At 62.5% G+C, this 24,421-nt stretch carries 22 protein-coding genes and 2 pseudogenes; 18 read left to right on the forward strand and 6 right to left on the reverse strand.

What is annotated here, in order from left to right; translation table 11 throughout:
- Positions 1 to 253: pseudogene (locus A9Z00_RS00775) on the reverse strand (IS1380 family transposase); the annotation flags it as partial.
- 667 nt (positions 254 to 920) lie between these two features.
- On the opposite strand from A9Z00_RS00775, the gene ssuE (A9Z00_RS00780) reads away from it, so the two are divergent.
- From ssuE (A9Z00_RS00780) to A9Z00_RS00800, 5 genes are all read left to right on the forward strand, one after another.
- Complete coding sequence (gene ssuE, locus A9Z00_RS00780; protein ID WP_483316241.1) at positions 921 to 1,487, forward strand: NADPH-dependent FMN reductase; 567 nt, start codon at positions 921 to 923, stop codon at positions 1,485 to 1,487.
- A gap of 25 nt (positions 1,488 to 1,512) precedes the next feature.
- Complete coding sequence (locus tag A9Z00_RS00785; RefSeq protein WP_296973315.1) at positions 1,513 to 2,541, forward strand: sulfonate ABC transporter substrate-binding protein; 1,029 nt, start codon at positions 1,513 to 1,515, stop codon at positions 2,539 to 2,541.
- A 27-nt stretch (positions 2,542 to 2,568) separates the two neighbouring features.
- Positions 2,569 to 3,711 carry an FMNH2-dependent alkanesulfonate monooxygenase gene (gene ssuD, locus A9Z00_RS00790; RefSeq protein ID WP_296973316.1) on the forward strand — a complete coding sequence of 381 codons (1,143 nt, stop codon included), beginning with the start codon at positions 2,569 to 2,571 and terminating at the stop codon, positions 3,709 to 3,711.
- Between the two features lie 14 nt (positions 3,712 to 3,725).
- Positions 3,726 to 4,532, forward strand: coding sequence for an aliphatic sulfonate ABC transporter permease SsuC (gene ssuC / locus A9Z00_RS00795; protein WP_296973319.1), 807 nt, complete (start codon positions 3,726 to 3,728; stop codon positions 4,530 to 4,532).
- A 107-nt stretch (positions 4,533 to 4,639) separates the two neighbouring features.
- Entirely contained in the window at positions 4,640 to 5,401 is a 762-nt protein-coding gene (locus A9Z00_RS00800) for an ABC transporter ATP-binding protein (RefSeq protein WP_296973321.1), read from the forward strand.
- A gap of 62 nt (positions 5,402 to 5,463) precedes the next feature.
- Here A9Z00_RS00800 and A9Z00_RS00805 read toward each other — a convergent pair whose 3' ends face one another.
- Genes A9Z00_RS00805 through A9Z00_RS00815 form a run of 3 tightly spaced genes read right to left on the reverse strand, consistent with a single transcriptional unit; the run spans position 5,464 to position 9,256 of the window.
- Positions 5,464 to 6,768 carry an ABC transporter substrate-binding protein gene (locus tag A9Z00_RS00805; RefSeq protein WP_296973324.1) on the reverse strand — a complete coding sequence of 435 codons (1,305 nt, stop codon included), beginning with the start codon at positions 6,766 to 6,768 and terminating at the stop codon, positions 5,464 to 5,466.
- Positions 6,768 to 7,577 carry a response regulator transcription factor gene (locus tag A9Z00_RS00810; protein ID WP_296973326.1) on the reverse strand — a complete coding sequence of 270 codons (810 nt, stop codon included), beginning with the start codon at positions 7,575 to 7,577 and terminating at the stop codon, positions 6,768 to 6,770. Before A9Z00_RS00810 ends, A9Z00_RS00805 begins: the two co-directional genes overlap by 1 nt.
- A complete protein-coding gene (locus A9Z00_RS00815) occupies positions 7,574 to 9,256 on the reverse strand; it encodes a cache domain-containing sensor histidine kinase (RefSeq protein ID WP_296973327.1) in 1,683 nt (560 codons plus the stop codon). Before A9Z00_RS00815 ends, A9Z00_RS00810 begins: the two co-directional genes overlap by 4 nt.
- Between A9Z00_RS00815 and A9Z00_RS00820 the strand changes: the two genes are divergently transcribed.
- The 5 genes and pseudogenes from A9Z00_RS00820 (at position 9,185) to ssuE (A9Z00_RS00840) (ending at position 15,350) form a co-directional block, all read left to right on the forward strand.
- Positions 9,185 to 10,858, forward strand: a complete 1,674-nt coding sequence (locus A9Z00_RS00820) for an extracellular solute-binding protein (RefSeq protein ID WP_296973330.1) — start codon at positions 9,185 to 9,187, stop codon at positions 10,856 to 10,858. The genes A9Z00_RS00815 and A9Z00_RS00820 overlap by 72 nt on opposite strands.
- Before the next feature lie 405 nt (positions 10,859 to 11,263).
- Positions 11,264 to 11,770 (forward strand): annotated as a pseudogene (locus A9Z00_RS00825) (carbohydrate ABC transporter permease); the annotation flags it as partial.
- Between the two features lie 223 nt (positions 11,771 to 11,993).
- Positions 11,994 to 13,436 (forward strand): efflux RND transporter permease subunit, encoded by a 1,443-nt coding sequence (locus A9Z00_RS00830; protein ID WP_296973362.1) that lies wholly within the window; start codon positions 11,994 to 11,996, stop codon positions 13,434 to 13,436.
- The gene (locus A9Z00_RS00835; RefSeq protein ID WP_296973331.1) at positions 13,370 to 14,353 is read left to right on the forward strand and encodes an efflux RND transporter permease subunit; all 984 of its coding nucleotides are present in this window, start codon (positions 13,370 to 13,372) and stop codon (positions 14,351 to 14,353) included. The genes A9Z00_RS00830 and A9Z00_RS00835 overlap by 67 nt, the downstream gene beginning before the upstream one ends.
- Before the next feature lie 442 nt (positions 14,354 to 14,795).
- Entirely contained in the window at positions 14,796 to 15,350 is a 555-nt protein-coding gene (ssuE, locus tag A9Z00_RS00840; RefSeq protein ID WP_367188934.1) for an NADPH-dependent FMN reductase, read from the forward strand.
- A gap of 99 nt (positions 15,351 to 15,449) precedes the next feature.
- Here the strand turns inward: ssuE (A9Z00_RS00840) and A9Z00_RS00845 are convergent, their stop codons facing one another.
- Positions 15,450 to 16,577 (reverse strand): glycosyltransferase, encoded by a 1,128-nt coding sequence (locus tag A9Z00_RS00845; RefSeq protein ID WP_296973333.1) that lies wholly within the window; start codon positions 16,575 to 16,577, stop codon positions 15,450 to 15,452.
- Positions 16,578 to 16,794: 217 nt separating this feature from the next.
- A complete protein-coding gene (locus tag A9Z00_RS00850; RefSeq protein ID WP_296973334.1) occupies positions 16,795 to 17,595 on the reverse strand; it encodes an ABC transporter ATP-binding protein in 801 nt (266 codons plus the stop codon).
- A 384-nt stretch (positions 17,596 to 17,979) separates the two neighbouring features.
- On the opposite strand from A9Z00_RS00850, the gene A9Z00_RS00855 reads away from it, so the two are divergent.
- From A9Z00_RS00855 to A9Z00_RS00890, 8 genes are all read left to right on the forward strand, one after another.
- Positions 17,980 to 18,627 carry a 2OG-Fe(II) oxygenase gene (locus tag A9Z00_RS00855; RefSeq protein ID WP_296973335.1) on the forward strand — a complete coding sequence of 216 codons (648 nt, stop codon included), beginning with the start codon at positions 17,980 to 17,982 and terminating at the stop codon, positions 18,625 to 18,627.
- A 111-nt stretch (positions 18,628 to 18,738) separates the two neighbouring features.
- The gene (locus tag A9Z00_RS00860) at positions 18,739 to 19,164 is read left to right on the forward strand and encodes a flagellar cap protein FliD N-terminal domain-containing protein (RefSeq protein ID WP_296973337.1); all 426 of its coding nucleotides are present in this window, start codon (positions 18,739 to 18,741) and stop codon (positions 19,162 to 19,164) included.
- Positions 19,125 to 20,003: a flagellar filament capping protein FliD gene (gene fliD / locus A9Z00_RS00865; RefSeq protein ID WP_296973339.1), complete on the forward strand. Its 879-nt coding sequence runs from the start codon at positions 19,125 to 19,127 to the stop codon at positions 20,001 to 20,003. The genes A9Z00_RS00860 and fliD overlap by 40 nt, the downstream gene beginning before the upstream one ends.
- Positions 20,004 to 20,341: 338 nt before the next feature.
- The gene (locus tag A9Z00_RS00870; protein ID WP_296973340.1) at positions 20,342 to 21,769 is read left to right on the forward strand and encodes a spore germination protein; all 1,428 of its coding nucleotides are present in this window, start codon (positions 20,342 to 20,344) and stop codon (positions 21,767 to 21,769) included.
- Positions 21,766 to 22,923, forward strand: coding sequence for a Ger(x)C family spore germination protein (locus tag A9Z00_RS00875; RefSeq protein WP_296973342.1), 1,158 nt, complete (start codon positions 21,766 to 21,768; stop codon positions 22,921 to 22,923). Before A9Z00_RS00870 ends, A9Z00_RS00875 begins: the two co-directional genes overlap by 4 nt.
- 24 nt (positions 22,924 to 22,947) lie before the next feature.
- A complete protein-coding gene (locus A9Z00_RS00880) occupies positions 22,948 to 23,190 on the forward strand; it encodes a hypothetical protein (protein WP_296973344.1) in 243 nt (80 codons plus the stop codon).
- A gap of 42 nt (positions 23,191 to 23,232) precedes the next feature.
- A complete protein-coding gene (locus tag A9Z00_RS00885; RefSeq protein WP_296973346.1) occupies positions 23,233 to 23,682 on the forward strand; it encodes a GerAB/ArcD/ProY family transporter in 450 nt (149 codons plus the stop codon).
- Positions 23,682 to 24,338, forward strand: a complete 657-nt coding sequence (locus tag A9Z00_RS00890; protein ID WP_296973347.1) for a GerAB/ArcD/ProY family transporter — start codon at positions 23,682 to 23,684, stop codon at positions 24,336 to 24,338. The genes A9Z00_RS00885 and A9Z00_RS00890 overlap by 1 nt, the downstream gene beginning before the upstream one ends.
- The last annotated feature ends 83 nt before the right edge of the window (positions 24,339 to 24,421 follow it).

Consider the following 24,421-nt stretch of genomic DNA (forward strand, 5'->3'; position numbering starts at 1 on the left):
GCGGATCATATTGCAACTTGCGAAAATGAAAGAGCCGCTGGCAGCCGAGCACCCAGCCGACAATGAGATACAGCAGGATGCGGTAGAGGGGAAACAACGAGTTGTTTGCCTTCGCAAACGATAGCCCCTGCAGCGCCTTGGCGAGCTTGATTTTCTCGAGGTATTCCAGAAAGATTTTGGCGCCTCCGAAACTGGTCGCATGTCGCAGGGAAAATTCTGTCTTGATTTTGCTGACGGGTGTGGTAGACTTCACCTTAAAGGTGCTCCTTTCTTTGGCTGGAGTTTTTTTCGTCAAACACCATTCTACCAAAGAACAGGAGCCCTTTTTATGTTTTTAAAAGAGTTTTACTTTCGAAATTCAGGATAATTATTATAGGACATGAGTGGCGTTTCAACTATATATGGCGAAAGGTGAGATCCACCTTGTCCGCGCCCGAAATCGTTTTTGCAAATGTCCGGGCCGACACGAGACAGAGGAACATATCGCTTAAAACGAAAGCACCCGCGGAAAGCCGTAGGTTCGTCTTTCCGAGGGTGCTTATTGCATGTCCGGGCGGATCACGCTCCTAATTCCGTGGCCTATGGAAAGAAATCCCGCGCGGTCGATATGGGTATACGGCAATACGTAAAGCGGGTTTCATTTTTCGGCATTATTCGTCGGATTCGCCGCGCCGAAATACGGAAACGGGGTCCGCGGTGAAAGCTTGGGATCGCGTACCCGGGACACGAAACCTTGAAAATCGAGGTTGACAACGGAACCGGAACGGCTTAAGATAGAGGATACCAAAAACAATAAAAATAATCGGAATAGTATACATTAGGTTCGACCGGACTGCCGGAGACCTCCTTTCTCTGCAACGCGAGGGTGTGCTGCAGGGATGCGGAGGTCTTTTTGTTTGCACATCCGATTTGGAAGGGAGATGGAGAGATTGGCAGGAGTGGTCATCGTGAACGGGAGCCCGAATGCGGCTTCCCGGCTGAACGGGCTTGTAAACCATGTGCAGCGGCGGCTGGCGCTCGGCGGACATGCCGTCGAAGAGATCCGGGTGGCGGAGCTGCCCGCCGAAGATCTGGTGTTCGGCCGGTCCGACCATCCGGACATCCGGGAAGCCGTCGGCAGGGTGGAGCGCGCGAAGGCGGTCGTCTTCGCGAGCCCGGTCTACAAGGCGTCCTACACGGGACTCCTGAAGCTCTTCCTCGACGTGCTGCCGCAGCGCATCCTGGATGACAAATGGGTGGCGCCCGTGTTCATCGGCGGGACGATCGCCCATCTGCTGTCGGTGGAGTTCGCGTTCAAGCCGGTGGCCGCGGCGCTGGGCGCCCGGCGGTTCGCGCCCGCGGTGTACGCGGTGGACGGGCAGGTGACGCGCACGGAGGAGAACGGAGACGTCCGGTTCGAGCTGGACGACGAATTGCAGGCGCGGCTGGATGCGATGCTGGATGAGCTGGGCAAGGAACTGGAGGTACCGGCCCATGCGCGGAGTTGAACGGGTAAGAGCGGGACACCGGCGGTTGAAGTCGCGGGCTTTCGCCACGGCGGCCGCGATAACCGCGGCGCTGTTCCTTACGGCTTTGCTTCTCTCCGCCTGCGGCACGGGCGGCCAGGCCGCGGCCGGAACATCCGGAGACGAAGCCGATGGCACCGACCGGGCGGCCGGCGGCGGGGAGACGCTGACGGTGCGGATCGGGTACCAGAAATACGGCACGCTCAACATTCTCAAGGCGGACGGCCGGCTGGACCGGAGGCTCGCGGAACGGGGCATCCGGGTGGAATGGACGGAGTTTCCCGGCGGGCCGCAGCTGCTGGAGGCGCTCAACGTCGGCAGCATCGACTTCGGGCATACCGGCGAGGCGCCGCCGATTTTCGCCCAGGCGGCGGGCGCGCCCCTCGTCTATCTGGCCCACGAACCGCCAAGCCCGCGGAGCGAGGCGCTGCTCGTCCCGAAGGATTCGGACATCCGGTCGATCGCCGATCTGAGGGGCAAGAAAGTGGCGCTCAACAAAGGCTCCAACGTGCACTTTCTGCTGGTCAAACTGCTGGAGCAGGCCGGCGTCGGCTACGACGAGATCGAGACCGTCTACCTGCCGCCGGCGGACGGGCGGGCCGCCTTCGAAAGCGGCAAGGTGGACGCCTGGGTCATCTGGGACCCGTTCTTCGCGGCGGCGGAGACGGCCACCGGCGCCAGGATTCTGGCCGACGGCACCGATCTGGTGCACAACCATGAGTTCTACCTCGGCGAGCGCTCCTTCGTCGAACGGCATCCGGACGTGGTGGAGATCATCCTGGAGGAAGCCGGAAAAATCGACGAGTGGGCGAAGGACCATCCGCAGGAATTGGCGGAACTGCTGTCGCCGCAGCTCGGCATCGACGTGCCGTCCCTGGAGCTGGCCGCCAAGCGGCGCCGGTACGGGGTGCAGCGGGTCGGCGCCGAAGTGCTGGAAGCGCAGCAGCGCATCGCCGACACGTTCCGGGAGCTTGGTCTGATTCCCGTGGACATTCGCGTGGAAGAAGCGATGATCCGGCCGGCGGCCGGCGATTGAACGACCTTTCTGAAGGAGGAATGATCCATGCGCATCTTCTGGTTTGTTCCGACCCACGGCGACGGGCGCTATCTCGGCACCGCCGCCGGCGCGCGGGCGGTGGACGGAACCTACATGGCGCAAATCGCCGCGGCGGCGGACCGGCTCGGTTTCGAGGGCGTGCTCATCCCGACGGGCAGTTCCTGCGAAGACCCGTGGGTCGTCGCGTCTTCCCTCATTCCCGTCACGAGGCATCTGAAATTTCTCATCGCCGTCCGCCCGGGGCTGATGTCGCCGACGCTGGCGGCGCGGATGGCGGCCACCTTCGACCGCATTTCCGGCGGCCGCCTGCTCATCAACGTGGTGGCCGGCGGCGATCCGGTGGAACTGGCCGGCGACGGCCTGTTCCACGAGCACGACGCGCGGTACGAGCTGACCGACGAGTTTCTCGAGATTTGGCGCCGGGAGTTGGCGGGGGAGACGGTGGATTTCGCCGGCAGGCACCTCAGGATCTCGGGCGGCCGCGTGCTCTTCCCGCCCGTGCAGACGCCCCATCCGCCGGTCTGGTTCGGCGGGTCGTCGCCCGCGGCCCACGCGGTGGCGGCGAAGCACGCCGACGTGTATCTGACCTGGGGAGAGCGGCCCGAAGAGGTGAAGGAGAAGATCGCCGATGTCCGCAAACGGGCGGAAGCGGCGGGCCGCGAGGTCCGGTTCGGCATCCGCCTGCACGTCATCGTGCGGGAAACGGAAGAAGAAGCGTGGCGGGCGGCGGAAGAGCTGATCCGGCATGTGGATGACGAGACGATCGCCCAGGCGCAGGCCATTTTCGCCCGGTTCGACTCGGTCGGCCAGCGTCGGATGCGGCAGCTCCACGGCGGCGACCGCTCCCGGCTGAAGATCGGTCCGAACCTGTGGGCCGGCATCGGGCTCGTGCGGGGCGGCGCGGGCACGGCCCTCGTCGGCAGCCCGGAATCCGTCGCCGCCCGCATGCGGGAGTATCAGGCACTCGGCATCGACACGTTCATCCTGTCCGGCTACCCCCATCTGGAGGAAGCGTACCGGGTAGCCGACCTGCTCTTCCCGCTTCTGCCCGTCGAGCGGAAAGCGCCGCAGGGGCCGAGCTCCATCAGCCCCTTCGGCGAACTGATCGCCAATTCGATCCGGCCGACCCTGCGGACGTCGGCGCATTGAGGGGGCGGCGGTCGATGCGGGGAACATCTGCGGCCATCCGCCGTTTCGAACCGGTGCTTCCCTGGATCCTGCCGGTGCTCGTGATCGCGGTCTGGCAACTCCTCGGTTCGCTCGGCGTCATTTCGAGCCGGATCATGCCCACGCCCGTCCAGGTGGCGGAAGCCGCCGTCCGCCTCACGCTGAACGGCGAGCTGCCGCATTCGCTGGCGGTCAGCGCCTGGCGGGCGTTCGCCGGGTTTCTGATCGGCGGGAGCATCGGGTTCGTATTCGGCCTCCTGAACGGCGTCGCCCGGCTGGCGGAAAGGCTGACCGATTCTTCGATCCAGATGATCCGCAACGTCCCGCACCTGGCGCTGATTCCGCTGGTCATCGTCTGGTTCGGCATCGGCGACGATGGCAAAATTTTTCTGGTCGCCCTCGGCGTCCTGTTTCCGATCTATCTGAACACGCTCCACGGCATCCGCAGCGTCGATCCCGGCCTGATCGAGATGGGCCGCGTGTACGGGCTCGGCCGCGGCGCCCTGTACCGCAAGGTCATCCTCCCCGGCGCATTGCCGTCCATCCTGGTCGGCCTGCGCTACGCGCTCGGGATTATGTGGCTGACCCTGATCGTGGCCGAGACGATCTCGTCCAAAGACGGCATCGGCTACATGGCGATGAACGCCCGGGAGTTCTTCCAGCTCGACGTGGTGGTGCTGTGCATTTTGCTGTATGCCCTGCTGGGCAAAGTTTCCGATTGGATGGCGAAGGGATTGGAGAGGAGTTGGCTGAAGTGGCATCCGCATTTCGGCAGGCCGCACGTCCATCCGCCGTCCGCCTGACCGGCGCTCCGGAGCCGGGAGACGGAGCGGAACGCCCGGAACGGGCGGATCGTCCGGACGGTCCGCAGGCCGGTGAACGGCCGGGCGGACAAGGCGGCGTCCGGGGCATGTCCATTGATCTGCAGCATGTCACGAAGCGGTTCGGGAACGGCCCCGCCGTTCTGGAAGGACTGAATCTTGCGGTCCGGGCGGGGGAATTCGTCGCCGTCGTCGGCCGCAGCGGCTGCGGCAAAAGCACGCTGCTCCGGCTCATCGCCGGACTGGAAGCGCCGAGCGGCGGCGTCATCCTGCGGGACGGCCGGCCCGCCGCCGGTCTCGATCCGTCCGCGCGGGTGATGTTCCAGGATCCGCGGCTTCTGCCCTGGCAGACGGTGGAGCAGAACGTCATGCTGGGCGTGCAGGGCCTCGGCAGGAAGGAAGCGAGGGAGAAGGCGCGGGAAGCGCTGCGCCTCGTCGGCCTCGAGGAGCGGGCGCGGGACTGGCCGTCCGTCCTGTCCGGCGGCCAGAAGCAGCGGGTCGCGCTCGCCCGCGCGCTCATCGGCAATCCCCGGCTGCTGCTGTTCGACGAACCCCTTGGCGCCCTCGACGCCCTGACGCGCATCGAGATGCAGCGGCTCATCGAGCGGCTGTGGCTCCGGCAGGGGTTCACCGCCCTGCTCGTCACCCACGACGTGAGCGAGGCGGTGGCCCTGGCGGACCGGGTCATCCTGATCGAGCGGGGCGCCGTCGCCCTCGATCTCCCGATCCCGCTGGCGCGGCCGCGGGAGAAGGACAACGGCTTCGCCTGGTTCGAGAAGCGCATTCTCGACCGCGTCCTCGAACCCGGCGCCCTCCCCGGCAAAACGGCCGGGACGCCATTTGAGAGATGAAAACGGACGGAAGCCGCTTCCGTCCGGAAAGGAAAGTGCATGTTCACGACGGCCCGTCTGCATCATCGGATTGAGCCGAGCAATTCGACGATGTCTTCGCGGGTCATCTCCGGCTCGTGGACCAGCTTCAGGATCGCATCCATGAGCAGCTGCGCCCTTCTCGGGTCGAGCTCCTGGTCGTAGTAGCCGAAATAGCCGGTGGCGTCGGTCTGGACGTATCGCAAATACTCCAGCACGGGCCCCGGCGTGTCGCTCAGCAGGACGAGCCGGTTGACGGCGGGGGACGGGGCGGTGTTGGCGGCGACGAAGCGGGCCCATTCCGTCGGGCTCAGCAGGAAATCCAGCACCTGAAGCGCCGCATCCACGTTGCCGTTCCGGGCGATCGCCCAGCCGGCGCCGTATCCGCCGTAATAATGGGTCAGTTCGCCCTCGCCGCCCAGATCGGGAAAGCGGAAAAAGCCGATGTCTTCGTGGCTCAAATATTTCTCGGCCGACCAGTCGCCCTGCAAATACATGGCGGCTGCACCATCCAGGAACGCGTCCTCCACGTTCATCCACGTCATGCCGGTAAAGCCGGGGATGAACGCATCGTGTTCCACCAGTTCGCGCATTTTCAGGGCCGCCTCGACGAAGGACGGATCCGTGAAGTCGCCTTCGCCCCTGACCACCCGTTCGAACGGTTCGCTCCCGCCGATGCGGTTGGACAGGTAGGCGAACCAGTTGATGAGGGGCCAGCGCTCCTTGCCGGCGACCGCAATGGGCACGACCCCGTTTGCTTTCAGCGTCCTGACGGCTTCGATCAGGTCTTCCCAGGTGACGGGTGGCGCCAGGCCGTGTTCGAGGAACATTTTCTTGTTGTACCAGATGATCATGTGATAGACGGAATGGGGCACGCCGTAAATGCGCCCGTCATACATCCCCCGCTCCAGCGCCCCCGGTTCAAACCGGTCGCGAAAGTCGGGATGCCCGTCAATCCAGTCGGTCAGGTCGGCCACCCTGCCGGATTCCACCATGTTGTGTTCGAACGACCGGCCGAACCAGACGTAGAACAGGTCGGGCATTTTGCCCGATGCCAGCGCCACCCTCAGCTTCGACTTGTACAAATCTTCCCTGTAGAAATAGGGAACGATGCGGATGCCGGTTTGCGATCGGTTGAATGCCTCCACGCTGCGAAGCAGACCGGCCTGTCTTCCGTCATTGCTTTTCTGGGCCCAAAGCGTGACCGTCACCGGCGCGGCGGACGGTTCGGCCGACCGGTTGTCACCGTCGGACAGCCGGTCGTTCCGCATCAGCCAGACCGGGAGGGCAAGGACGAGGAGGATCAGCAGCAAATAACCGGTCATGGACCACGCCAGCTGCCTGTTCATCATCGCCCTCCCTTCGCGCCGCGCCGGTCTTCGTCACCGGAGGAGGCACCCGGATGCCGGCCGGCGCGAAATTCCTTCGGCGTCACGCCTTCGAAATCACGGAACACTTTGATGAAGTACCTAGCCGTGCTGAACCCGGTCTCTTCGGCGATGGCATAATTTTTTTTGTCGGTGCAGAGCAGGAGCCGTTTGGCCATGTTCAGCCGCTGCCGGGTGAGATAGTCGCTGAAGGTCATGCCGGTGACCTCCCGGAACAGCGTGGACAAATAGTTGGGATGGAGATGGACGCGGTCGGCCAGCTCTTTCAGGGTGAAATCGGGATCCTTCAGCCGTTCGGCGATCAGGGCCAGCGCATGCCGGATCGTTTCGTGGCGCCGGGCAGCCGCATCGGCTTCCCGCGATCGGCGCGAGCCGATCTTTTCCTTCTCCAGCGCCGCCTCCACGGCCTCGATCAGCTGCACCTGATCCACCGGTTTGAGCAGGTAATTGACGACGCCGAGGGAGAGCGCCTTGCGCGCGTACTCGAATTCGGCATAGCCGGTCAGCAGGATGGCGGGCGTCTCGCAATGTTCCCGGCGCAGTTTTTCCAGCATGTCGATGCCGCTCATGCCGGGCAGCCGGATGTCGCAGATCATGAAATCGACGGGCCGCGAACGGGCAATCTCCAGTCCTTCCGGGCCGCTGGCGGCGGCGATGAATTGCCAGATGTCCGGCTGTTTCTCTCCCCATTTTTTCAGGGCGCCCAGCACGCCTTCCCGAATGGCCGGTTCATCTTCGACCACGAGCATCAGATAGGGACGCTCGGTCATGGTGCCACTCTCCCCCATGGCAATTTCATGGTGACGGTCGTTCCCTCGCCGGGAATGCTCGCGATTTCCAGCCGGCAGTCGCGGCCGTAGAACAGCCGGATGCGTTGCTGCACGTTCCACAGGCCGATGCCGCGCGTCGGCGTCTCAGCGGCGGGGAGCGGATTGTCCAGCCGTTTCCGAAGCGCCTGAAGCTTATCCGGCGGCATGCCCGTTCCGTTGTCTTTCACGCCGATCACCAGCAGCGGACCGTCCGCTCCGGATGCTTTGCGGACCGTCACGGAGACGCGGCCGTCCCCCATTTTCGGTTCGATGCCGTGGCTGATCGCATTTTCCACGATCGGCTGGATGAGCAGCTTGGGCAGGCGCAGCGGCAAACAGTCCGGATCGGTGCTGCAATCCCAGGAGAGCCGGTTCCGGAGACGGTATTGCATGACGGTCAGGTATTGCCGGATATGTTCGATCTCGTCGGCCAGCGTCACCCAATCGTCTCCGCCGGAGGATTGGATGGAATAGCGGAACAACTTGGAGAAGGCGCTGACCATCGCGGCGCTTTCCTCCTCGCCGCGGGCGACCAGGTTCCAGTACAGCGAATCCAGCGTGTTGAACAGAAAATGGGGGTTGATCTGGGCCTGGAGCAGCCGGATTTCGGCGATGTTTCGGAGCCGCTCCTTTTCGTACACGGTATCGACCAGGTGGTGCAGCTTGGCCACCAGTTTGTTGTAGGCCCGGTTCAATTCGTTGATTTCAAAATTGAAATAGGTTTCGTCATTCGGTTTGGGAAGCGGGGACACGGACGCGTTCATGATCCGGCGAAGCCGGCGGATCGGCCGGGTGATCATGCCCGACACCACCCCCAGCAGCAGCAGGCTGACCGCCGTGCCGACAAGCAGCGACCAGACCAGCGCCCGCCGGAACAGTTCCAGACCGCCGGTGAGGGCGTGCTTCGGCACGAGAATGGAGATGGACCAGTTGGTGACCGAGGAGCGCCGGTCGATTCTCAGATAGGCCTCCCCGTCGCCGGCGGCCCGTTCCCATCCGTTTGCACCGGCCGCGTGATCCCCCGCCATTTCCGCCGCGGAATCGCTCTCCGCCACGATCGTTCCGTTCTCGTCGTACACCCGCACCAGCATGCCCTTGGGCGAGGAAAATTCGGTCCGGATGAAATCCAGGATCGAAGGCCTGACCCAGGCGACGATGTACCCTCCGCCCTTCAGCTTTTCCTCTTCGAGCGGCACCTGCCGGATGGCCAGGAGCTGGTCCGGATTGCGCCCGATTTGCCCCCGCCAGACGAGCGGCCCGCCCCGCTCTTCCGCGAGGCGAATGGCATCCTCGTCCACCCGGTCGTGAAGCCGGGGCAGGTCCAGCGGATAGAGGGGGGCGCGGTCGGCGTAAATTTCCACTCCCTCGATGGCCCAGGAGAACGCCATGAGATTTTCGGTGATCGGACGCAGGGACAGCCGTTCGTCGACCGAGACCGCCTGATGGCGATAAATTTTGAGCAGCAATTCCTGTACGCGCGGGTCCATGGCGAGCTGCAGCGTGAGCGTATCCACCTCGGACAACACGGCATCCAGCCGGGCGCTGATCTGGTTGGCCGTTTCGCCGACTTGCGCTTCGACATTGGACAGGATCAGCCGCGAGACGTTCCGGTACAAGTACCGGCCCGAAACGAGCAACACGACCCCCATCACGACAAGGAAGCTGATGAAGATTTGCGTCCTGGTGCGGTGGAGCGTCAGGAAGAAAGAAAACGGGAATCGGCCCATTGCGGCAACATTCCAGTCCGTTGGGATGAAGACACTTCCATTTTAGATTGCAAACGTTGTCAATCGCAATCCGGGGAATATCTGAGCAAAATGGTATTTTTCCTGATCATCCTCGCTTCTTTTACATATCCGGCCCGTGGTACGATGCAGACACAAACCGCAAAGGGGGCGGGAAACTTGTCTGCACGGAAAAAGTGGGCCAGGTTTTTTGTAGGCGCTTTATTGATCTGTTCATTGGCAGCCTGCGGCGGAGGGGCCACGAACGGCGGATCCCCGCAACATTCGTCTTCGTCCTCGCCGTCGGATTCCGGCTCCGCGTCCGCGCCTTCCGGCGAGAAGAAAAAACTGACGGTTTGGTTCATCGATACGGGCAAACGGAAAGAACTGATCGAAGAAACCATCCGGGAATTCATGGATGCGCATCCGGACGTCGAAGTCGTGGCGGAACAAATCGCGAACGACACGTACAAGACGAAACTGCCGGTCGCGATGGGCGGCAACAACCCGCCGGACATCTTCCACAGCTGGGGCGGCGGCTGGCTGAAGGCGTTCGTGGATGCCGGCCAGGTCATGGACGTCACCGGCAAGATCGACGCGGACCGCTACCTGCCGGCGGCGCTCAACCTCGCAACGTTCGACGGCAAGCTGTACGGCGCTCCGCTCGCCATGTCGCTGACGCTTTTCTTCTACAACAAGGAAATCTTTGCGCAATACGGCCTGGAGCCGCCGACAACGTACGATGACCTGCTCCACATCATCGATACGCTGAATGCCAACGGCATCGCGCCTATCAGCATGGCCAACAAGACGAAATGGCCGGGCGCCCTGTGGTTCATCTACCTGGCCAACCGTCTGGGCGGATCGGACATTTTCAACGCCGCATTCGAACGCAGGGGCGGCACCTTCGACGATCCGGCTTACATCAAAGCGGGTGAAATGATCCAGGATCTCGTCGACCGCAACGCCTTCGTCACCGGCTTCAACGGCCTGGACTTCGACACCGGCCAATCCCGCCAGTTCCTGTACACCGGCAAGGCGGCCATGGAACTGCAAACCTCGGGGTACCTGACCGTCGTCCGTTCGGAAATGCCGGATTTCGAAAGCAAAATGGGCATCTTCGGATTCCCGTCCGTCGAAGGCGGCCTCGGCAAAGCGACGGATCTCGTCGGCGGCGTGTCCCCGGTGTTCTCGATCTCGTCGAAAACGAAATATCCGGATGAAGCCGTCGAGCTGCTGAAAGCGCTGACGTCCAAAGAACTGGCACAGCGGTACGTCGATGAAGCAGGCGTGGTCGTGGCGGTCAAGGATGTCCAATACAACGACCCGTTTGCCGTCCAGATGAAGGAAATCCTGGAGCAATCCGATTTCCTGCAACCGTTCTACGATCAAACCCTGCCGCCGGAAATGGCCGAGCTGCACAAAGACACCACGCAGGCGCTGTTCGGCAAGAGCATGACGCCGGAAGAAGCGGCGCGGCAAATGGAAGAAGCGGCACAACGCTTGCTCGGAAAGTGAGTCCGGTGAGGTGTGGTCAGGGAGGCGGCGGTACGCCTCCCTTCTTTTTCAATCTTCCCGCGGGAGGGTGACCTGTCCATGACCGGCGATGCGGCTCGCATCCGCAGACAGGACAAGTGGGGCAAAGGGTTGTTTTTGCTCTTTTTCATCGGGCCCGCCCTGCTCATCTATGCGGTCTACAACATCTACCCGATCTTCGCAACCTTTTACTACAGCCTGTTCGACTGGACGGGGATTCAGGCGGAAAAGGCGTTTCTCGGGCTGGAAAACTACGCCAATCTGATGCGGGACCGCGTGTTTTTCCGGTCGCTCGGCAACAACGTCCTGCTCGTCTTTGCCTCCGTCTTCACGCAGATTCCGCTCGGATTGGCGCTGGCCCTGCTGCTCCAGTCGAAAATCAGGGGCATGCGCTTTTTCCGGACGGTCTATTTTCTGCCGTTCCTGATGTCCACGGTCGCGATCGCCATTTTGTGGATGTTCATTTACAACCCGACGTTCGGCGTGCTCAATGAACTGCTGGCCGACCTCGGCCTCCAATCGCTGCAACGGAGCTGGCTCGGGGAAAAATCCACGGCGATGGGCGCGGTCATTGCCACCATCTGCTGGCAATTTGTCCCGTTCTACATGATTTTGCTGCGCGCAGGGCTCACCGGCATTCCGGAAGAGCTGCTCGAAGCGGCCCGCATCGACGGGTGCACGCCGTGGAAAACGTTTACCCGCATCAAGCTGCCGCTCCTCATGCCGACGATCATCACGGCCGCGACGTTGTCGACGATCGGTTCGCTGAAATATTTCGACCTCATTTTCGTCATGACCGAAGGCGGTCCCGACAGCGCAACCGAACTGATGGCCACCTACATGTACAAACAGGCGTTCCGCTTCTTCGGCATGGGATACGCCAGTGCGATTTCGTCCTGCATGTTCATCCTCGCGTTCATCGCGGCGGTGGCGATTCTCTCGCTCGATCGGCTCCGTTCGGGAGGAGAAAGAAATGGATATGCTTCCGTCCCGAAGCGGAGCGGTTGCCGGACCGAAGGTGAGATGCCAATTCATCCTGCGGACCGTCGTGGCGCTTCCCGTGTGCGGCTACAATGGGTGGCGTCGAACGATTTCCGAAACAAGGACGGGGTTTGGGATGTTGAGGAACCTGACGGAATTTTCCCTGCGGAATCCGATGGCGATCGTGCTGCTGGTCGTTCTGGTCGCCGTCGGCGGCATCTATTCCATCGCCGGATTCAGGCAGGAACAGCTGCCGGATATCGACATTCCCGGGATTGCCGTGATCACGGTCTATCCCGGCGCGGCGCCGGACGAAGTGTTGGAACAGGTCACCCGGCCCGTGGAACAGGCGCTGCGGAATCTGGAAGGCGTCAAGCATGTTTACTCGCAATCCATGAACAATCTGTCCGTCGTGCAGCTGGAATACGGCCACCACGACGACATGAAGCGGCGGCAGGAGGAGGTCCGCCGGGCGTTGGAAGGCGTGGCGCTGCCCGAAGACGCGCAAAAGCCGGAGGTGAAGCATTACTCCACGACCGGCCAGCCCGTCATGCATACGAGCGTGTCCGGCGCGGAGGGCGTATCCGAAAAAGAACTGTCCGACATCGTCACCCGGGAACTGTTGCCGAAACTGGAGGCCGTTGAAGGCGTCAGCAACGTGCAGGTGATCGGACTTGAGGATTCGTCCGCCTGGTATGTCCGACTGGACGGCGCCAAGATGGCCGAGTACGGGTTCACTTATGATCAATTGGCGAGCCTGATTCAGGCCGGCAATGTCAGCATCCCGCTGGGACAAACGGTGATGGGGGAGGAAATCTTGCCCGTCTTCGTGCAGGGGGATCTGCGGTCGGTCGAACAACTCGAAGATTTGAGTCTCGTGCCCGACGGGAGCGTCCGTCTCCGGGATGTGGCGGTCATCACACAGGGCAAAGAGACCGGCGTCATCAGCCTGACCAACGGCAAGCCCAGCATCACGCTGAACATCGTGAAGTCGAGCGCGGCCAATACGGTGGAAGTGGCGGACAAGGTGCTGCGCATCTATGAGGAAGCGGAAAAGAGCGGCAAGATTCGCACCTTCATCATGTACAACCGGGCCTCCGACGTGAAGGAGTCGGTGCATTCGCTGGCGCAGGAAGGCTTGCTGGGCGCGCTGTTCGCTTCCCTGGTCATTCTCTTCTTCCTGCGCAATGTGCGGGCGACGCTCATCGCGGTCGTGTCGATTCCGCTGTCGATGCTCATGGCGTTGATCGGTCTTATGGAAGGAGAGGCGTACGGCCATTTGGCCGAATGGTTCATCGCCTTCAAGCCGGAAACGGATCTGGACCGTTTCATTGAGGAGATCAGACCGCGGGCCATGCCGCCCGAAGGAAGCCGCTTCAGTCTGGTCAAGGATGACATGACCGGCGGCGGCGCCGTGGAAATTACCGTTACGGCGTCTTCCAGGGAGCAGCTGCGCTTGGCGGCCGAGCGGGTCGTGAAGACGCTTGAAGGCATCGAGGGCATCGCCGATGTTTGCAAGACGGCTCGAACGGGATTGCGATTGAAGTCCGCCAGGAGGACGCGCTCCGCTACGGTTTGACCGCCTACCAGGCTTACGCCCTGCTCAGGCCGTATCTGGCGGAGACGAAAATCGGCATGATGTCGGGCAGCGAACTGTATTTCACCCTGGAGGGCGATGCCCTGAACTCGCCGGACGGCATTGCGGAATTGCCGTTCCAGACGCCCTCCGGCACGGTGATTCGGGTGAAGGATATCGCCGATGTCCGGCAAGTGCGGCTTCCGGGCACCCTGCAGTACAAGAACGGAACGGAATATGTGACCGTCACCGCGAAAATGGTGGGCAAAGAGCCGGGCAAGGTCAACCAGGCGCTGACGAAAGCCCTGGAGGCGCTGGAACTTCCCGAAGGGGCGGAACTGTCCGTAGGCGGGAGCAGCGCGGAGGTTCAGCAGATGATCCGCGACATGCTGATGGCGATGTTTGTCGCGGTCATTGCGGTGTATGTCGTGATGGTGGTCACCTTCGGCGAAGGACGGGCGCCGCTGGCGGTACTCTTCTCCCTGCCCTTCGCGCTCATCGGCGGCCTCGCCGGCAATCTGGCAACGGGAGAACCGCTGTCGGCTTCCAGTCTGATCGGTTTTCTGATGCTGATCGGGATCGTGGTCACCAATGCCATCGTCCTGGTGGAGCGGGTGCGGCAGCAGATCGAGCGGGGACTTGCGATTCGGGAGGCGCTCCTGGAAGCGGGAGGCACTCGCCTCAGACCGATTCTGATGACGGCCATCGCCACAATTGGCGCGCTGGTGCCGCTGGCGGCAGGGGTCGGCGGCGGCAGCGTCATCTCCAGCGGGCTGGCCATGGTCGTGATCGGCGGTCTTGCGAGCTCCACGCTGCTGACCCTTGTGGTGGTGCCGGTGATGTATGAGCTGCTCTATTACAGGAAATCCCGCATGGAGCGCCGATTGGCGCAAAGCCCGCGGGCGGAGGCGATGGCGTGACAGCGGAGGATCGGTTGACCGGTTCAGTCTGATCATGAACGGGAATTTATCTTGATGATTTCACCCGATGATGAAACCCGTTGAATCGTTAACAATTAATCATGTCAAGGATTTGCCCTTTCCGCTCTTGGGCTGAAGACCTTGCCGCAAAAGCGCAAAAGGGGAAAGGAACATTGGCCGGGGCCGGACGAGTACTGCACGAGGCTGCACGGAACCTTGAAAAACGATGTTGACAACGGTGCCGGAACGACTTAAGATAAGGATACCAAATAATATAAATTAAATCGGAATAGTGTAAATTCGGGTTCGACCGAACCGCCGGAGACCTCCTTTCTCTGCATCAAGCTTCCGCAAGGCGTGCCTTGACGGCGAGATGCAGGGATCAGGGGGTCTTTATGGTTTACACGTCCGATTGCGAGGGGAGATGGAGAGATTGGCCGGCGTGATCATGGTGAACGGAAGCCCGAATGCGGCGTCCCGGCTGAACGGGATCGTGAGCCACGTGCGGAGGCGGCTGGCGCTCGGCGGACATGCCGCGGATGAGATCCGGGTGGCGGACCTGCCTGCCCAGGACCTGGTGCTCGGCCGGTCCGACAATCCGGAAATCCGGGAAGCCGTCGGCAGGGTGGAGCGCGCGGATGCGGTCATTTTCGCGAGCCCGGTCTACAAGGCGTCCTACACGGGACTGTTGAAGCTGTTCCTCGACGTGCTGCCGCAGCACATTCTGGCCGACAAGTGGGTGGCGCCCGTGTTCATGGGCGGAACGATCGCCCATTTGCTGGCGGTGGAGTTCGCGTTCAAGCCGGTGGCCGCGGCATTGGGCGCCCGGCGGTTTGCGCCCTCGGTCTACGCCGTGGATGTGCAGGTGACGCGCGCGGAACGGAACGGGGACGTGCAATTCGATCTGGACGACGAATTGAAGAAGCGGCTGGATGCGATGCTGGATGAGCTGGTCAGGGAACTGGAGGCGCCGGTTCCTTCCCGGAGCCGGGCGTGAGGAAACGGGATTCGCGCTGCCCGCCGCCGGCACCCGCGAAGGGGAATTCTGCATCACGCCCCGGTCCGCGATCTGAGCCGCGGAATACCGAACGGTCGGTCAGGACGAGGGTCCCGATCGACCGTTCGCGATTGAGGGATCGATTGCGGACGCTTCGATTCCGAGCACGCGCGCATAGAATTTCCGGTTGTGCAGAACGCTCGGATGATTCGGCACATAGGACGCGGCTTTCTCGTTGTGGAGGAAGCCCCGTTCATGTTTTCCCAGGCGGGAATAACATACGGCAAGCTGCAGATGGGGCATCCACGTCGTCATCGCCCGGTTGCGCATGCCCATCGCGTCTTCGGGAACGGGGAGGGAGACGGCCATCTGAAACCAGAACGCCGCCTGGTCCGCCTTTCCCCGATTCAGAAAATATTCGCCGATCCGGTAGCAGCATTCGCCCCGGGGCCGGTCGTACAGAAAGCTGCGGCACAGCGCCCCGAATTCCCTCCGCTCGTCCCCCAGCTGGCGCCGGCATTCCGCCAGCTTCAGGCAGGCCTGGATGTTGTCCTCCACCCAGCCGCCCCCCGTGTCGAGGAACCGCTCGTAGTATTCGCACGCCTCCTCGTACAGCCCGTGGTCTCTCAACTCGTTGGCAAAATAGTACAGATCCCGCGGCGAAAATTCCTCCCCTCCGGCCTGCCGCGCGCGATAAATGCGAAGGTTCCGGTCCGTGCGCGGCTTCTTCTTGTCGTGCGTGACGCAGACGTCGCTGTGGAAGACGGGTCCACGCACTTCGAGATATTCGTGCACGGCGCCGATCCACCGGAAACGGCAGGAACGCTTCACCAGCCGGTGGCGGCGCAGCATGAACGAAGGTCGTCCGGATTCGTCCGTCGAGAGAATGTACGGCATGGAGACCGCGTTGTACGCCGGATCGAGCGTCCGCTTGAGATCCGCCAGCCGCCGGCCGTCTTCGGGCGTCAGGTAATCGTCGGCGTCCAGCCACAGGATGTAGTCCATGCCCGCCTTCGAAAAAGCGAAATTCCGCGCCGCGGCGAAGTCGTCGATCCACGCGAAATCGCACACCTTCGCGCCGTACCGGCCGGCGATCTCCTTCGTGCGGTCCGTCGAACCGGTGTCGACGACGATGATTTCCTCCACATGGGGCGCGACCGAATCCAGGCAGCGGCCGAGCACCGCTTCCTCGTCCCGGACGATCATGCACAGACTGATCGTGATCATCGCCTTTACCCTCCGAGTGTTTCGACGTTTCCGTTCCGTTCGTTCTCCCCTGCGAACGCTTCCCCGGCTTCGCCGTAACAGGATGATCACGATCGATTTTTTCAGCACACCCGGCGGTGTGAAGGCGCGCCATCGCCACCGGGAAGGGGCGGCGGCGGGTTTGCGGATTCCCTCCGCTTTCGGATAGGCTGCCATGGTCTCCTCCAATCCTTCGCGTTCAGATGCAAGCGCCGCGATATTCGGGCTCGTGCAGCAGATTCCAGACTTCCGTGCGCGCCCGGATGAACTCCGGATGCGCGTTCAGGTTCGGTTCGGACAGCCGGTTCCCGAGCGATACCTCGACGATCTGCTTCACGGTGCCGGGGCGGGAAGTGAGCACGACCACCCGTTGGCCCAGATAAACGGCTTCGTCGATGCTGTGCGTGATGAAGACGATGGTCTTCCCCGTCTTTTCCCAGATCCGGAGAAGCTCGGCCTGCAGGACTTCCCGGGTCTGGGCGTCCAGCGCCGCAAAAGGTTCGTCCATCAGCAGTACATCCGGGTTGCAGGCCAGGCTGCGCGCGATCGCCACGCGCTGCTTCATGCCGCCGGACAGTTCATGCGGGTAGTGGTTCGCAAAGTCCTGGAGGCCGACCAGCCCGATGTAATGGTCCGCAAGCTCCCGCCTTTCCTTCTTCGGGATGCCCTGCGCTTCGAGGCCGAACTCCACGTTGCCCCTCACCGTCTTCCACGGGAACAGCGCGTACTGCTGGAACACGATCCCGCGGTCCAGGCCGGGTCCGTCGATCTCCCGCCCGTCGATCAGGATTCTTCCCTTCGTGGGCTTGCCGAGCCCGAGCAGCAGATCGAGCAGGGTGGATTTGCCGCAGCCGCTCGGGCCGACCAGGGTGAGGAATTCCCCGGACCGGACGGTGAAATCGAGATCCTTCAGGGCGGTGAGCGTCCGGGTACCACCGCCGCGGCCGGGCTCCCGCGTTTCGAACGTCTTGGTTACCCGCTCCACACGGATTTTCTCCATCTTCCCATCCCTGCACCTGTGAATGGATTTGAAACAGGAAAGAGGCATAACCGCCCGACGGTGAAGGACTGCGGACCAATCCTTCTTCCCTCGTCGGGGATCATGCCTCTATGCGAATAGTCGGCTGTCTGGTTGAAGAACAGCTTCGGCCGCCGGCAGGCCGGGAAAGACCCGGAAATTCCGGGATCAACCGGAAAGGTTGAGTGAGCCCAATATAAACCAACAATTCACATGTGTCAAGTATGTTTTTGGCGGGAGTTTGGGTTGATCGCACGATGATTTGTCGACAAGGGCTGTTCGACAAAGTTTGCGCCGATGTATAATTGGGACGCAGTAAAAAAATGGTTTCTGCTTCAATTCCGCAGTCATCATGAGGTGAGGGACATGAGCGAGGAGACATCGATCCTGCCGGTTCAGTCCGTCTATCCGCTCGATGATTGCGTCGTGGAGGGAACGGTGCTGAACCGGGAGCCGCTGATCATGCGCTTCGAGCGGGTGCTGACGGACGACGAGTGCCGTGAGCTGATCGAGTCGGCCGCCCCGCGTCTGAAGGAGTCCCGGCTCGTGAACAAGGTGGTCAGCGAGATCCGCACGAGCCGCGGGATGTTTTTCGAGGAGGACGAGAGCCCGTTCATCAGCCGCATCGAGAGGCGCATCGCGCAGCTCATGCACGTGCCGGTCGAGCACGCGGAGGGGCTGCAGGTGCTCCATTACGGTCCGGGCCAGGAATACCGGGCGCACCACGATTACTTCGCGCCGGGCACCCCGTCCGCGCGGAACAACCGGATCAGCACGCTGGTCATCTATCTGAACGACGTGGAGGAAGGCGGCGAGACGGTCTTCCCCCTGCTGGAGATCGCGGTGAAGCCGAAACGCGGGTCCGCGGTCTATTTCGAGTACTTCTACGGCAATCCGGAGCTCAATCATCTGACCCTGCACAGCAGCGCGCCCGTCATCCGCGGCGAGAAATGGGTCGCCACGCAGTGGATGCGCCGGCAGCGCGTCCGCGGGCACGGTCTCATCACGCGTTGATCCCGCGGTCCGTGCGGACTGCGGGCCTTTGTGCGAAGGCGAAGATGGATTCGGATATACAAAACGGCCGGAAATTGTCCGAAAACAAGGAACAGGGGGAGGTGTGGGCGCATGGTTCCGTCGATCATCCCGTACGGTTTATCGTACGCGCAAGGTTGGTGGTATCCGGTCGGAAGTCCCGCTTCCGCCGGTTGGTCGTCCGTCGGCAGCCGGATCGACCAGACTTCCCTGTTCGCGAGATACGTCCTTAACAGCAAGCCGTATCAGCAATTTGTCCGGACGGCCGCGACGGGCATCGTGAACTTCCTGCGCTCCGCCCAGGGCATGCAGGAAGCCGCGCGGAAACTGATGCAGCAGCAGGATTCGCCGTTCCAGGCGCGGACGGCGCGATCGTCGGACGGCGGGAAGGTGACGGCCGAGGCGAAAGCCGGCGCGGCTCCCGGCACCTATTCCGTGAAGGTGAACGCGCTCGCGGCGTCGCAGAAGAACAGCGGCGCATGGCTCGCCGGGACCAGTCCGTCGTGGGCGCCGGGCTGAACGAGTTCAACATCACGATCGGCGGCAGGACGACGAAGATATCGGTGTTCATCCGCGCGGACGATACGAACGAGCAGGCGCTGGGCAGGATCCGGGACGCGGTCAATGCGGCGAAGATCGGCGTCACGGCGGCGATCGTGACGGATGCGGAGACGGGCATGAAGCGGCTCGAGCTGACCGGCGACCAGACCGGCACGGATCATGCATTCCGGGTCGAGGACGTGACCGGCAACGCGATGTCGGCGACCGGCGCGGCGCATGTGGAGCGGCAGGCGGTCAACGCCTCCTACAGCGTGAACGGCGGTCCGGCGGTCGAATCGCAGTCGAACACGATCGAGCTGGAGAAGGGCAGGGTGACGGCGACGCTGCTGGCCGTGACGGATGAGCCCGTGACCGTCGAGGTGCGGCCGGACGGCGGGCGGATCATCCCGCTGGTCCGGGATTTGGTGGAAAGCTACAACGCGATGTACCGGCGCCTGCGGGAGGCGGAAGGCTTGCTGAGCCCGTCGATCCGGAGAAGCTTCGACCGCATCGTCGACTCGACGGCTTACGAGCGGCTCGGCATCACCCGGAATGCGGACGGTACGCTCCGGCTGGACGAGCGTCAGCTCGAGCGCAGCCTGAACGGATCGTTCGAACTGACGGCGAAGACGCTCGGCGGCCGCCTCGGCCTCGCGGACCGTCTGGACGCGGCGGCGGAGCGGTACAACGAAGTGCCGGCCAGCAGCCTGCTGGACCGGCAGGCCCGGCAGCTTCAGCAGTTGGCCTTCTATCAGTCGTCGCTGCAGATGTTCTGGCCGTTGCAGCCGAGCGGGTTGATTTTCGATCTGTTTTTCTGACATTCGGAACAGGCGGGTCATGATCCGCCGCCGCATAGCGCGGCGGACGGACTTGAGGCCGGGAGCCGGAATCGGCTCCCGGCTTTTTCTGCGCCGGAATCGCCCTGCCGCAGCCCGCCTGTCCGTCCGCCTTGGACCACGCCGCTTTCTCGGCCCGATTTCCCTTCGATCACCGATTGCAGAAAATGCAGACCGGGCGAACGAGCGCCCCGCCGCACAGGCTCCGCATATTTATGGTTCCTCCGGCGAAAAATGATAAAAAATGCCATGCATCAGGTGCGCCCATGAACAGCGAATCCACCCAAGCCGCTCTGAATCTCCCCGTATCGGCGGATGCCGTGGAGAACATCAACCGGCTGAAAGACATTTTCCGACAATGCGACGACATCACGTTCGAGCGGATCGCCGCCGGGCCGGACATGGTCTGCGTGGCCTGGATCGTGTATTGCGAATCGCTCGCCGACCAGCAGAGCGCATCCGACATTCTGTCCGTGCTGCAGAAGATGGAGATGCGCCGGCGAGGCAACGGCCTGTCGATCTCGTCGCGGACGATCCGGGAGTGGTTCGAACTTCAGGGGGTCATCGACCGGTCGTTCCGTGTCCATGAAACCCTCGGGTCGGTCGTCCGCATGGTGCTGCAGGGGCATGTCGTCTTTTTCATGGAGCATTGGGACCGCGCCGTCAGTTTCGACGGGCTGAGGCTGGAGACGCGGGGAGTGGAAGAGCCGTCCGCCGAACGGGCGGCGATCGGACCGCGGGAAGGCACGGTCGAGAACCTGTCGATGAACATCGGCATGCTGCGGCTGCGCCTGCAGACGCCGGATTTCAAGATCGTCAAGATTCCCCATGCCGGCCGGCGGACGGGGAAGGAGATCGTGTACGGCTATCTGGAGGGCGTTGTTCCCGACCGGGTGCTGCGGCGATTCGAGGAACGCATCGGCCGGATCCAAAATCATGACATCATCGACACGACGATGGTGGAGCAGATGATCCAGGATTCCGGCCGCACCCCTTTTCCGCAATGCCGCTATACGGAGCGGACCGACGCGGCCGCCCAGGCCCTTCTGGACGGCAAAATCATCGTCATGACGCAGGGGTCGGGCGTGGTGCTGATCTGTCCGGCCCGTTTTCCGGAATTTCTGCAGTCCATCGAGGATCAGTACCACCGGTCCGCGTTCACGTTCTTCATCCGGTTTCTGCGGTTTACGGCGTTCGTGCTCGCGCTGCTCCTGCCGAGCATCTACGTCGCGCTGACCACGTTCCACACCGAGCTGATCCCGACCGTGCTCCTGCTCGCGATCGCGAACACGCGGGAGGGGATTCCTTTTCCGGCCGTCGTCGAGGTGTTCATCATGGAGTTCTTCTTCGAGCTGCTCCGCGAGGCGGGCATCCGGCTGCCGCAGGCGATCGGTTCCGCCGTCAGCATCGTGGGGGCGCTCATCATCGGCCAGGCGGCGATCGATTCGGGCATCGCGTCCCCGATCATGATCGTCGTCGTCGCGCTGACGGGCATCGCCTCCTTCTCCATTCCGCAATACAATTTCGCGATCGCGCTGCGGCTGCTGAAGGCGCCGTTCATACTGCTCGCCGCGTCGCTCGGAGGGTTCGGGATCATGATCGGGATCATCCTGCTGCTGATACATCTGTGTTCGCTCCGTTCGCTCGGGGAGACGTACTTTGATCCGATCGGTCCGTTCCATCCGCGCCGGTTCGCGGCGTTGTTCAAGGCCTCGGATCTGGGGAATCCCGGGCCGGGTGCGGCATGAAGGCCGCCCGCTGCCTGACGCCGCTCGCCCTTGCCTCACTGCTGCTGACCGGCTGCTGGAGCCAGATGGAGCTGACCGAGCGGGCCTTCGTCCTCGCGCTGGCCATCGACAAGGGCGAAAAGGACAAGCTGGAAGTGACGGCCCAGATCTACAAGCCGATCAGCCAGTTCGGCCCGCCGTCCGGACGGAGCGATGAGGTGTCGTTCAACAACGTGACGCTGCAGGGGACCAGCGTCTCGAACATCATCCGCAACACGAAGACCGTGACCGGGCGGCATGCCCAGTTCAGCCACATCCAGATTGTGTTGATCAGCGAAGAAGTCGCGCGGGAACGGCTGGGAGAATTGTTCGACTTCTTCTACCGCGACCCGGAGACCCGGCTGGGCACGTCCGTCATGATCGCCCGGGGAAGGGCGCGGGACTATCTGGCGGGCCGGGCGATGATCGAGAGCACCCTCGGCAGCCAACTGTTCAAGCAGCTGGATTTCTCGGCCCACTTGGCGGGAAAATCGCTCAACACGACCATTCTGGATCTCGCGTTCGGGCTGAAAAGCGAGTCCGAAACCGCCATGCTTCCCATCGTCACACGCAATTCCGGGCAACGGCAAGTCGTCGTCCAGGGGGTTGCGCTCGCAAAGCCGGACCGGGTGGTCGGGAGTATTCCGCCGGACAAGGTTCCCTACCTGCTCCTCCTGGCGGGGCGGTACAAATACGGGCTGCTCGAGATTCCGTGCGAAGGGGACGCCGGATTGGCGGAGACGATCGAGGTGCTGCGGGCGGACACGAAGCTGACGCCGACGCTCAAAGGGCGCTCGGCATCCGCCCGGATCGAGGTGGAGATCAACGCCTCGATCAGCGAGCTGGCCTGCACGACGATCCGCGGCATGGCGGATGAAGCGAAGTTCGCGGACCGGATCGCCAAGTATTTCAAAGAGCGGATGGAATCCGTCCTGGACACGCTCCGCAAACGAAAGACGGATGCGCTCGGCATCGGGCACCGGCTGTATCTGCGCCATCCCGGCGAGTGGCGGAAAATCAAGCCCGAATGGCCGGAGATATATGCCCGAATGCCGATCGATCTCGCCGTCAAGGTAAACATCCTGAATTCGAAGATGATGAATCCCGAGCCGTTCAGCCGGATCGACGACCACTGACACCGGAACGGAGGTCTTGTGTCCATGCTGGAGCGCGCGATCGTCCTGCTTCTGACGGGCATCGCCCTGTTCGCCCCGTTCACGGCGCGCCTGAAGCGCTCGACCCCGCGCGAGCGGTGGATTCTGGCGGCGTTCGGCGTGCCGGTCGCCTATCTGGGCCTGATGTACGTTGCGGATGCCGAGTGGGTAAATCTGCACGATCTCGTGAACGGCTCGATCGGACGGGCCGCCCGTCTTTTGGTGACATGGCTCGGGCAGCCCCGATGACCGTCATGTGACCGACCGATAGGAAGAAAGGCGGCGCCGGACATGAAGAATTTTGGAAAGCAGACCATCACCGTAGGACAGCTCGCGATCCTGTACATCAGTTATATGGTCGGATCGTCGATGATCAATGTGCCGAACCCGACGATCCGGTTCGCCGGCAACATGGCCTGGCTCTCCCTCGCGCTGTCCGCCCTGGCGGGCATGCTGCTCCTCATCCCCGCGCTGTATCTGTTCCGCTGCCATCCCGACGATGTGTACACGGTCTTTTTGAGCCGTGTCTTCGGAAAATGGATCGCCGGTGCGTACACCGTGCCGTTTCTGCTCATCCTGCTGCTCATGTTCGCCTACATCGTGCTCGACATCGGGAAGTTCTTCACCAACACGATGATGGTGGATACGCCGCTGTATGTGTTCAACGGGCTGACGATCGTGACCGCCGCGTATGCCGTCAGGGCCGGCATCGAGGTGATGGCGCGGATGTTTTTCCCCTGATGGGGTCCATGTTGCTGGCTGTCGCGGTGATCTTCATTCTGGCGATCCCGCTCGCAAGGCCCGAGACGCTGCTGCCTCTGTTCCCCGAGGGGATCATGCCCATCCTGCACGGATTTTACTTCTCGTTCGGCTTCCCCTTCGGAGAGCTCGTCCTGTTCGCGGTCATCCTGCCGTTCGTACGGAAGGAGAGCCGGCGGCATGCGGGAAAATGGCTGTTCGCGATGACCGCGCTGAGCGGATTCCTGCTGCTGGCCGTCATCCTCATCACGGAAATGACGCTCGGGCCGCTGGCAGGCGACCGCCGGTTTTCGCTGTACGCCGTCGGTCGGCTGATCAAGATCGGCGATTTCATGATCGGACTCGAGGCGATCGTCGGCATCGCCCTGATCGCGGGTTGCTTCATGAAAGCCGCGGTCGTCCTGTACATCCTCAATTACACCGCGTCCCGCTTCTTCGGCCTGGACGACGACAAGCCGCTTCTGCCGGCCATCGCGTTCATCTCCTTCCTGTTGTCGGTGACGATGTTCCAGTCGGAGGCCGAGTTCGACGAAGCCGTCACCGTCTTCTGGCCGTTCATCGTCATCACCGTCGTCGTCTTCCCGATGTTGCTGGCCGCCTTGGTCACGCTCGCGAAGCGGAGCCTGGGGAAGGGGTGAGGCGAAGGGATTGCCATGAGAGCCGGGCGCGGAACGAGAGCGGAGCCGATCGTGGAGATATGGGAGTAAGGAGCGGCCGGGTG

The organism is Thermobacillus sp. ZCTH02-B1 (genome assembly GCF_002159085.1).
In the GTDB taxonomy this organism is placed as follows: domain Bacteria; phylum Bacillota; class Bacilli; order Paenibacillales; family Paenibacillaceae; genus Thermobacillus.

What these genes read in the sequence shown, in the direction of transcription:
- A9Z00_RS00850 (WP_296973334.1), bottom strand. Translation starts at nt 17,595, where the DNA reads ATGGAGAAAATCCGTGTGGAGCGGGTAACCAAGACGTTCGAAACGCGG.
- ssuE (WP_483316241.1), top strand. Translation starts at nt 921, where the DNA reads ATGGAGAGATTGGCAGGAGTGGTCATCGTGAACGGGAGCCCGAATGCG.
- A9Z00_RS00880 (WP_296973344.1), top strand. Translation starts at nt 22,948, where the DNA reads ATGCTGGAGCGCGCGATCGTCCTGCTTCTGACGGGCATCGCCCTGTTC.
- A9Z00_RS00830 (WP_296973362.1), top strand. Translation starts at nt 11,994, where the DNA reads ATGTTGAGGAACCTGACGGAATTTTCCCTGCGGAATCCGATGGCGATC.
- ssuC (WP_296973319.1), top strand. Translation starts at nt 3,726, where the DNA reads ATGCGGGGAACATCTGCGGCCATCCGCCGTTTCGAACCGGTGCTTCCC.
- A9Z00_RS00810 (WP_296973326.1), bottom strand. Translation starts at nt 7,577, where the DNA reads ATGACCGAGCGTCCCTATCTGATGCTCGTGGTCGAAGATGAACCGGCC.
- A9Z00_RS00860 (WP_296973337.1), top strand. Translation starts at nt 18,739, where the DNA reads ATGGTTCCGTCGATCATCCCGTACGGTTTATCGTACGCGCAAGGTTGG.
- A9Z00_RS00805 (WP_296973324.1), bottom strand. Translation starts at nt 6,768, where the DNA reads ATGAACAGGCAGCTGGCGTGGTCCATGACCGGTTATTTGCTGCTGATC.
- A9Z00_RS00885 (WP_296973346.1), top strand. Translation starts at nt 23,233, where the DNA reads ATGAAGAATTTTGGAAAGCAGACCATCACCGTAGGACAGCTCGCGATC.
- A9Z00_RS00800 (WP_296973321.1), top strand. Translation starts at nt 4,640, where the DNA reads ATGTCCATTGATCTGCAGCATGTCACGAAGCGGTTCGGGAACGGCCCC.
- A9Z00_RS00845 (WP_296973333.1), bottom strand. Translation starts at nt 16,577, where the DNA reads ATGATCACGATCAGTCTGTGCATGATCGTCCGGGACGAGGAAGCGGTG.
- A9Z00_RS00855 (WP_296973335.1), top strand. Translation starts at nt 17,980, where the DNA reads ATGAGCGAGGAGACATCGATCCTGCCGGTTCAGTCCGTCTATCCGCTC.
- fliD (WP_296973339.1), top strand. Translation starts at nt 19,125, where the DNA reads ATGGCTCGCCGGGACCAGTCCGTCGTGGGCGCCGGGCTGAACGAGTTC.
- ssuD (WP_296973316.1), top strand. Translation starts at nt 2,569, where the DNA reads ATGCGCATCTTCTGGTTTGTTCCGACCCACGGCGACGGGCGCTATCTC.
- A9Z00_RS00875 (WP_296973342.1), top strand. Translation starts at nt 21,766, where the DNA reads ATGAAGGCCGCCCGCTGCCTGACGCCGCTCGCCCTTGCCTCACTGCTG.
- A9Z00_RS00890 (WP_296973347.1), top strand. Translation starts at nt 23,682, where the DNA reads ATGGGGTCCATGTTGCTGGCTGTCGCGGTGATCTTCATTCTGGCGATC.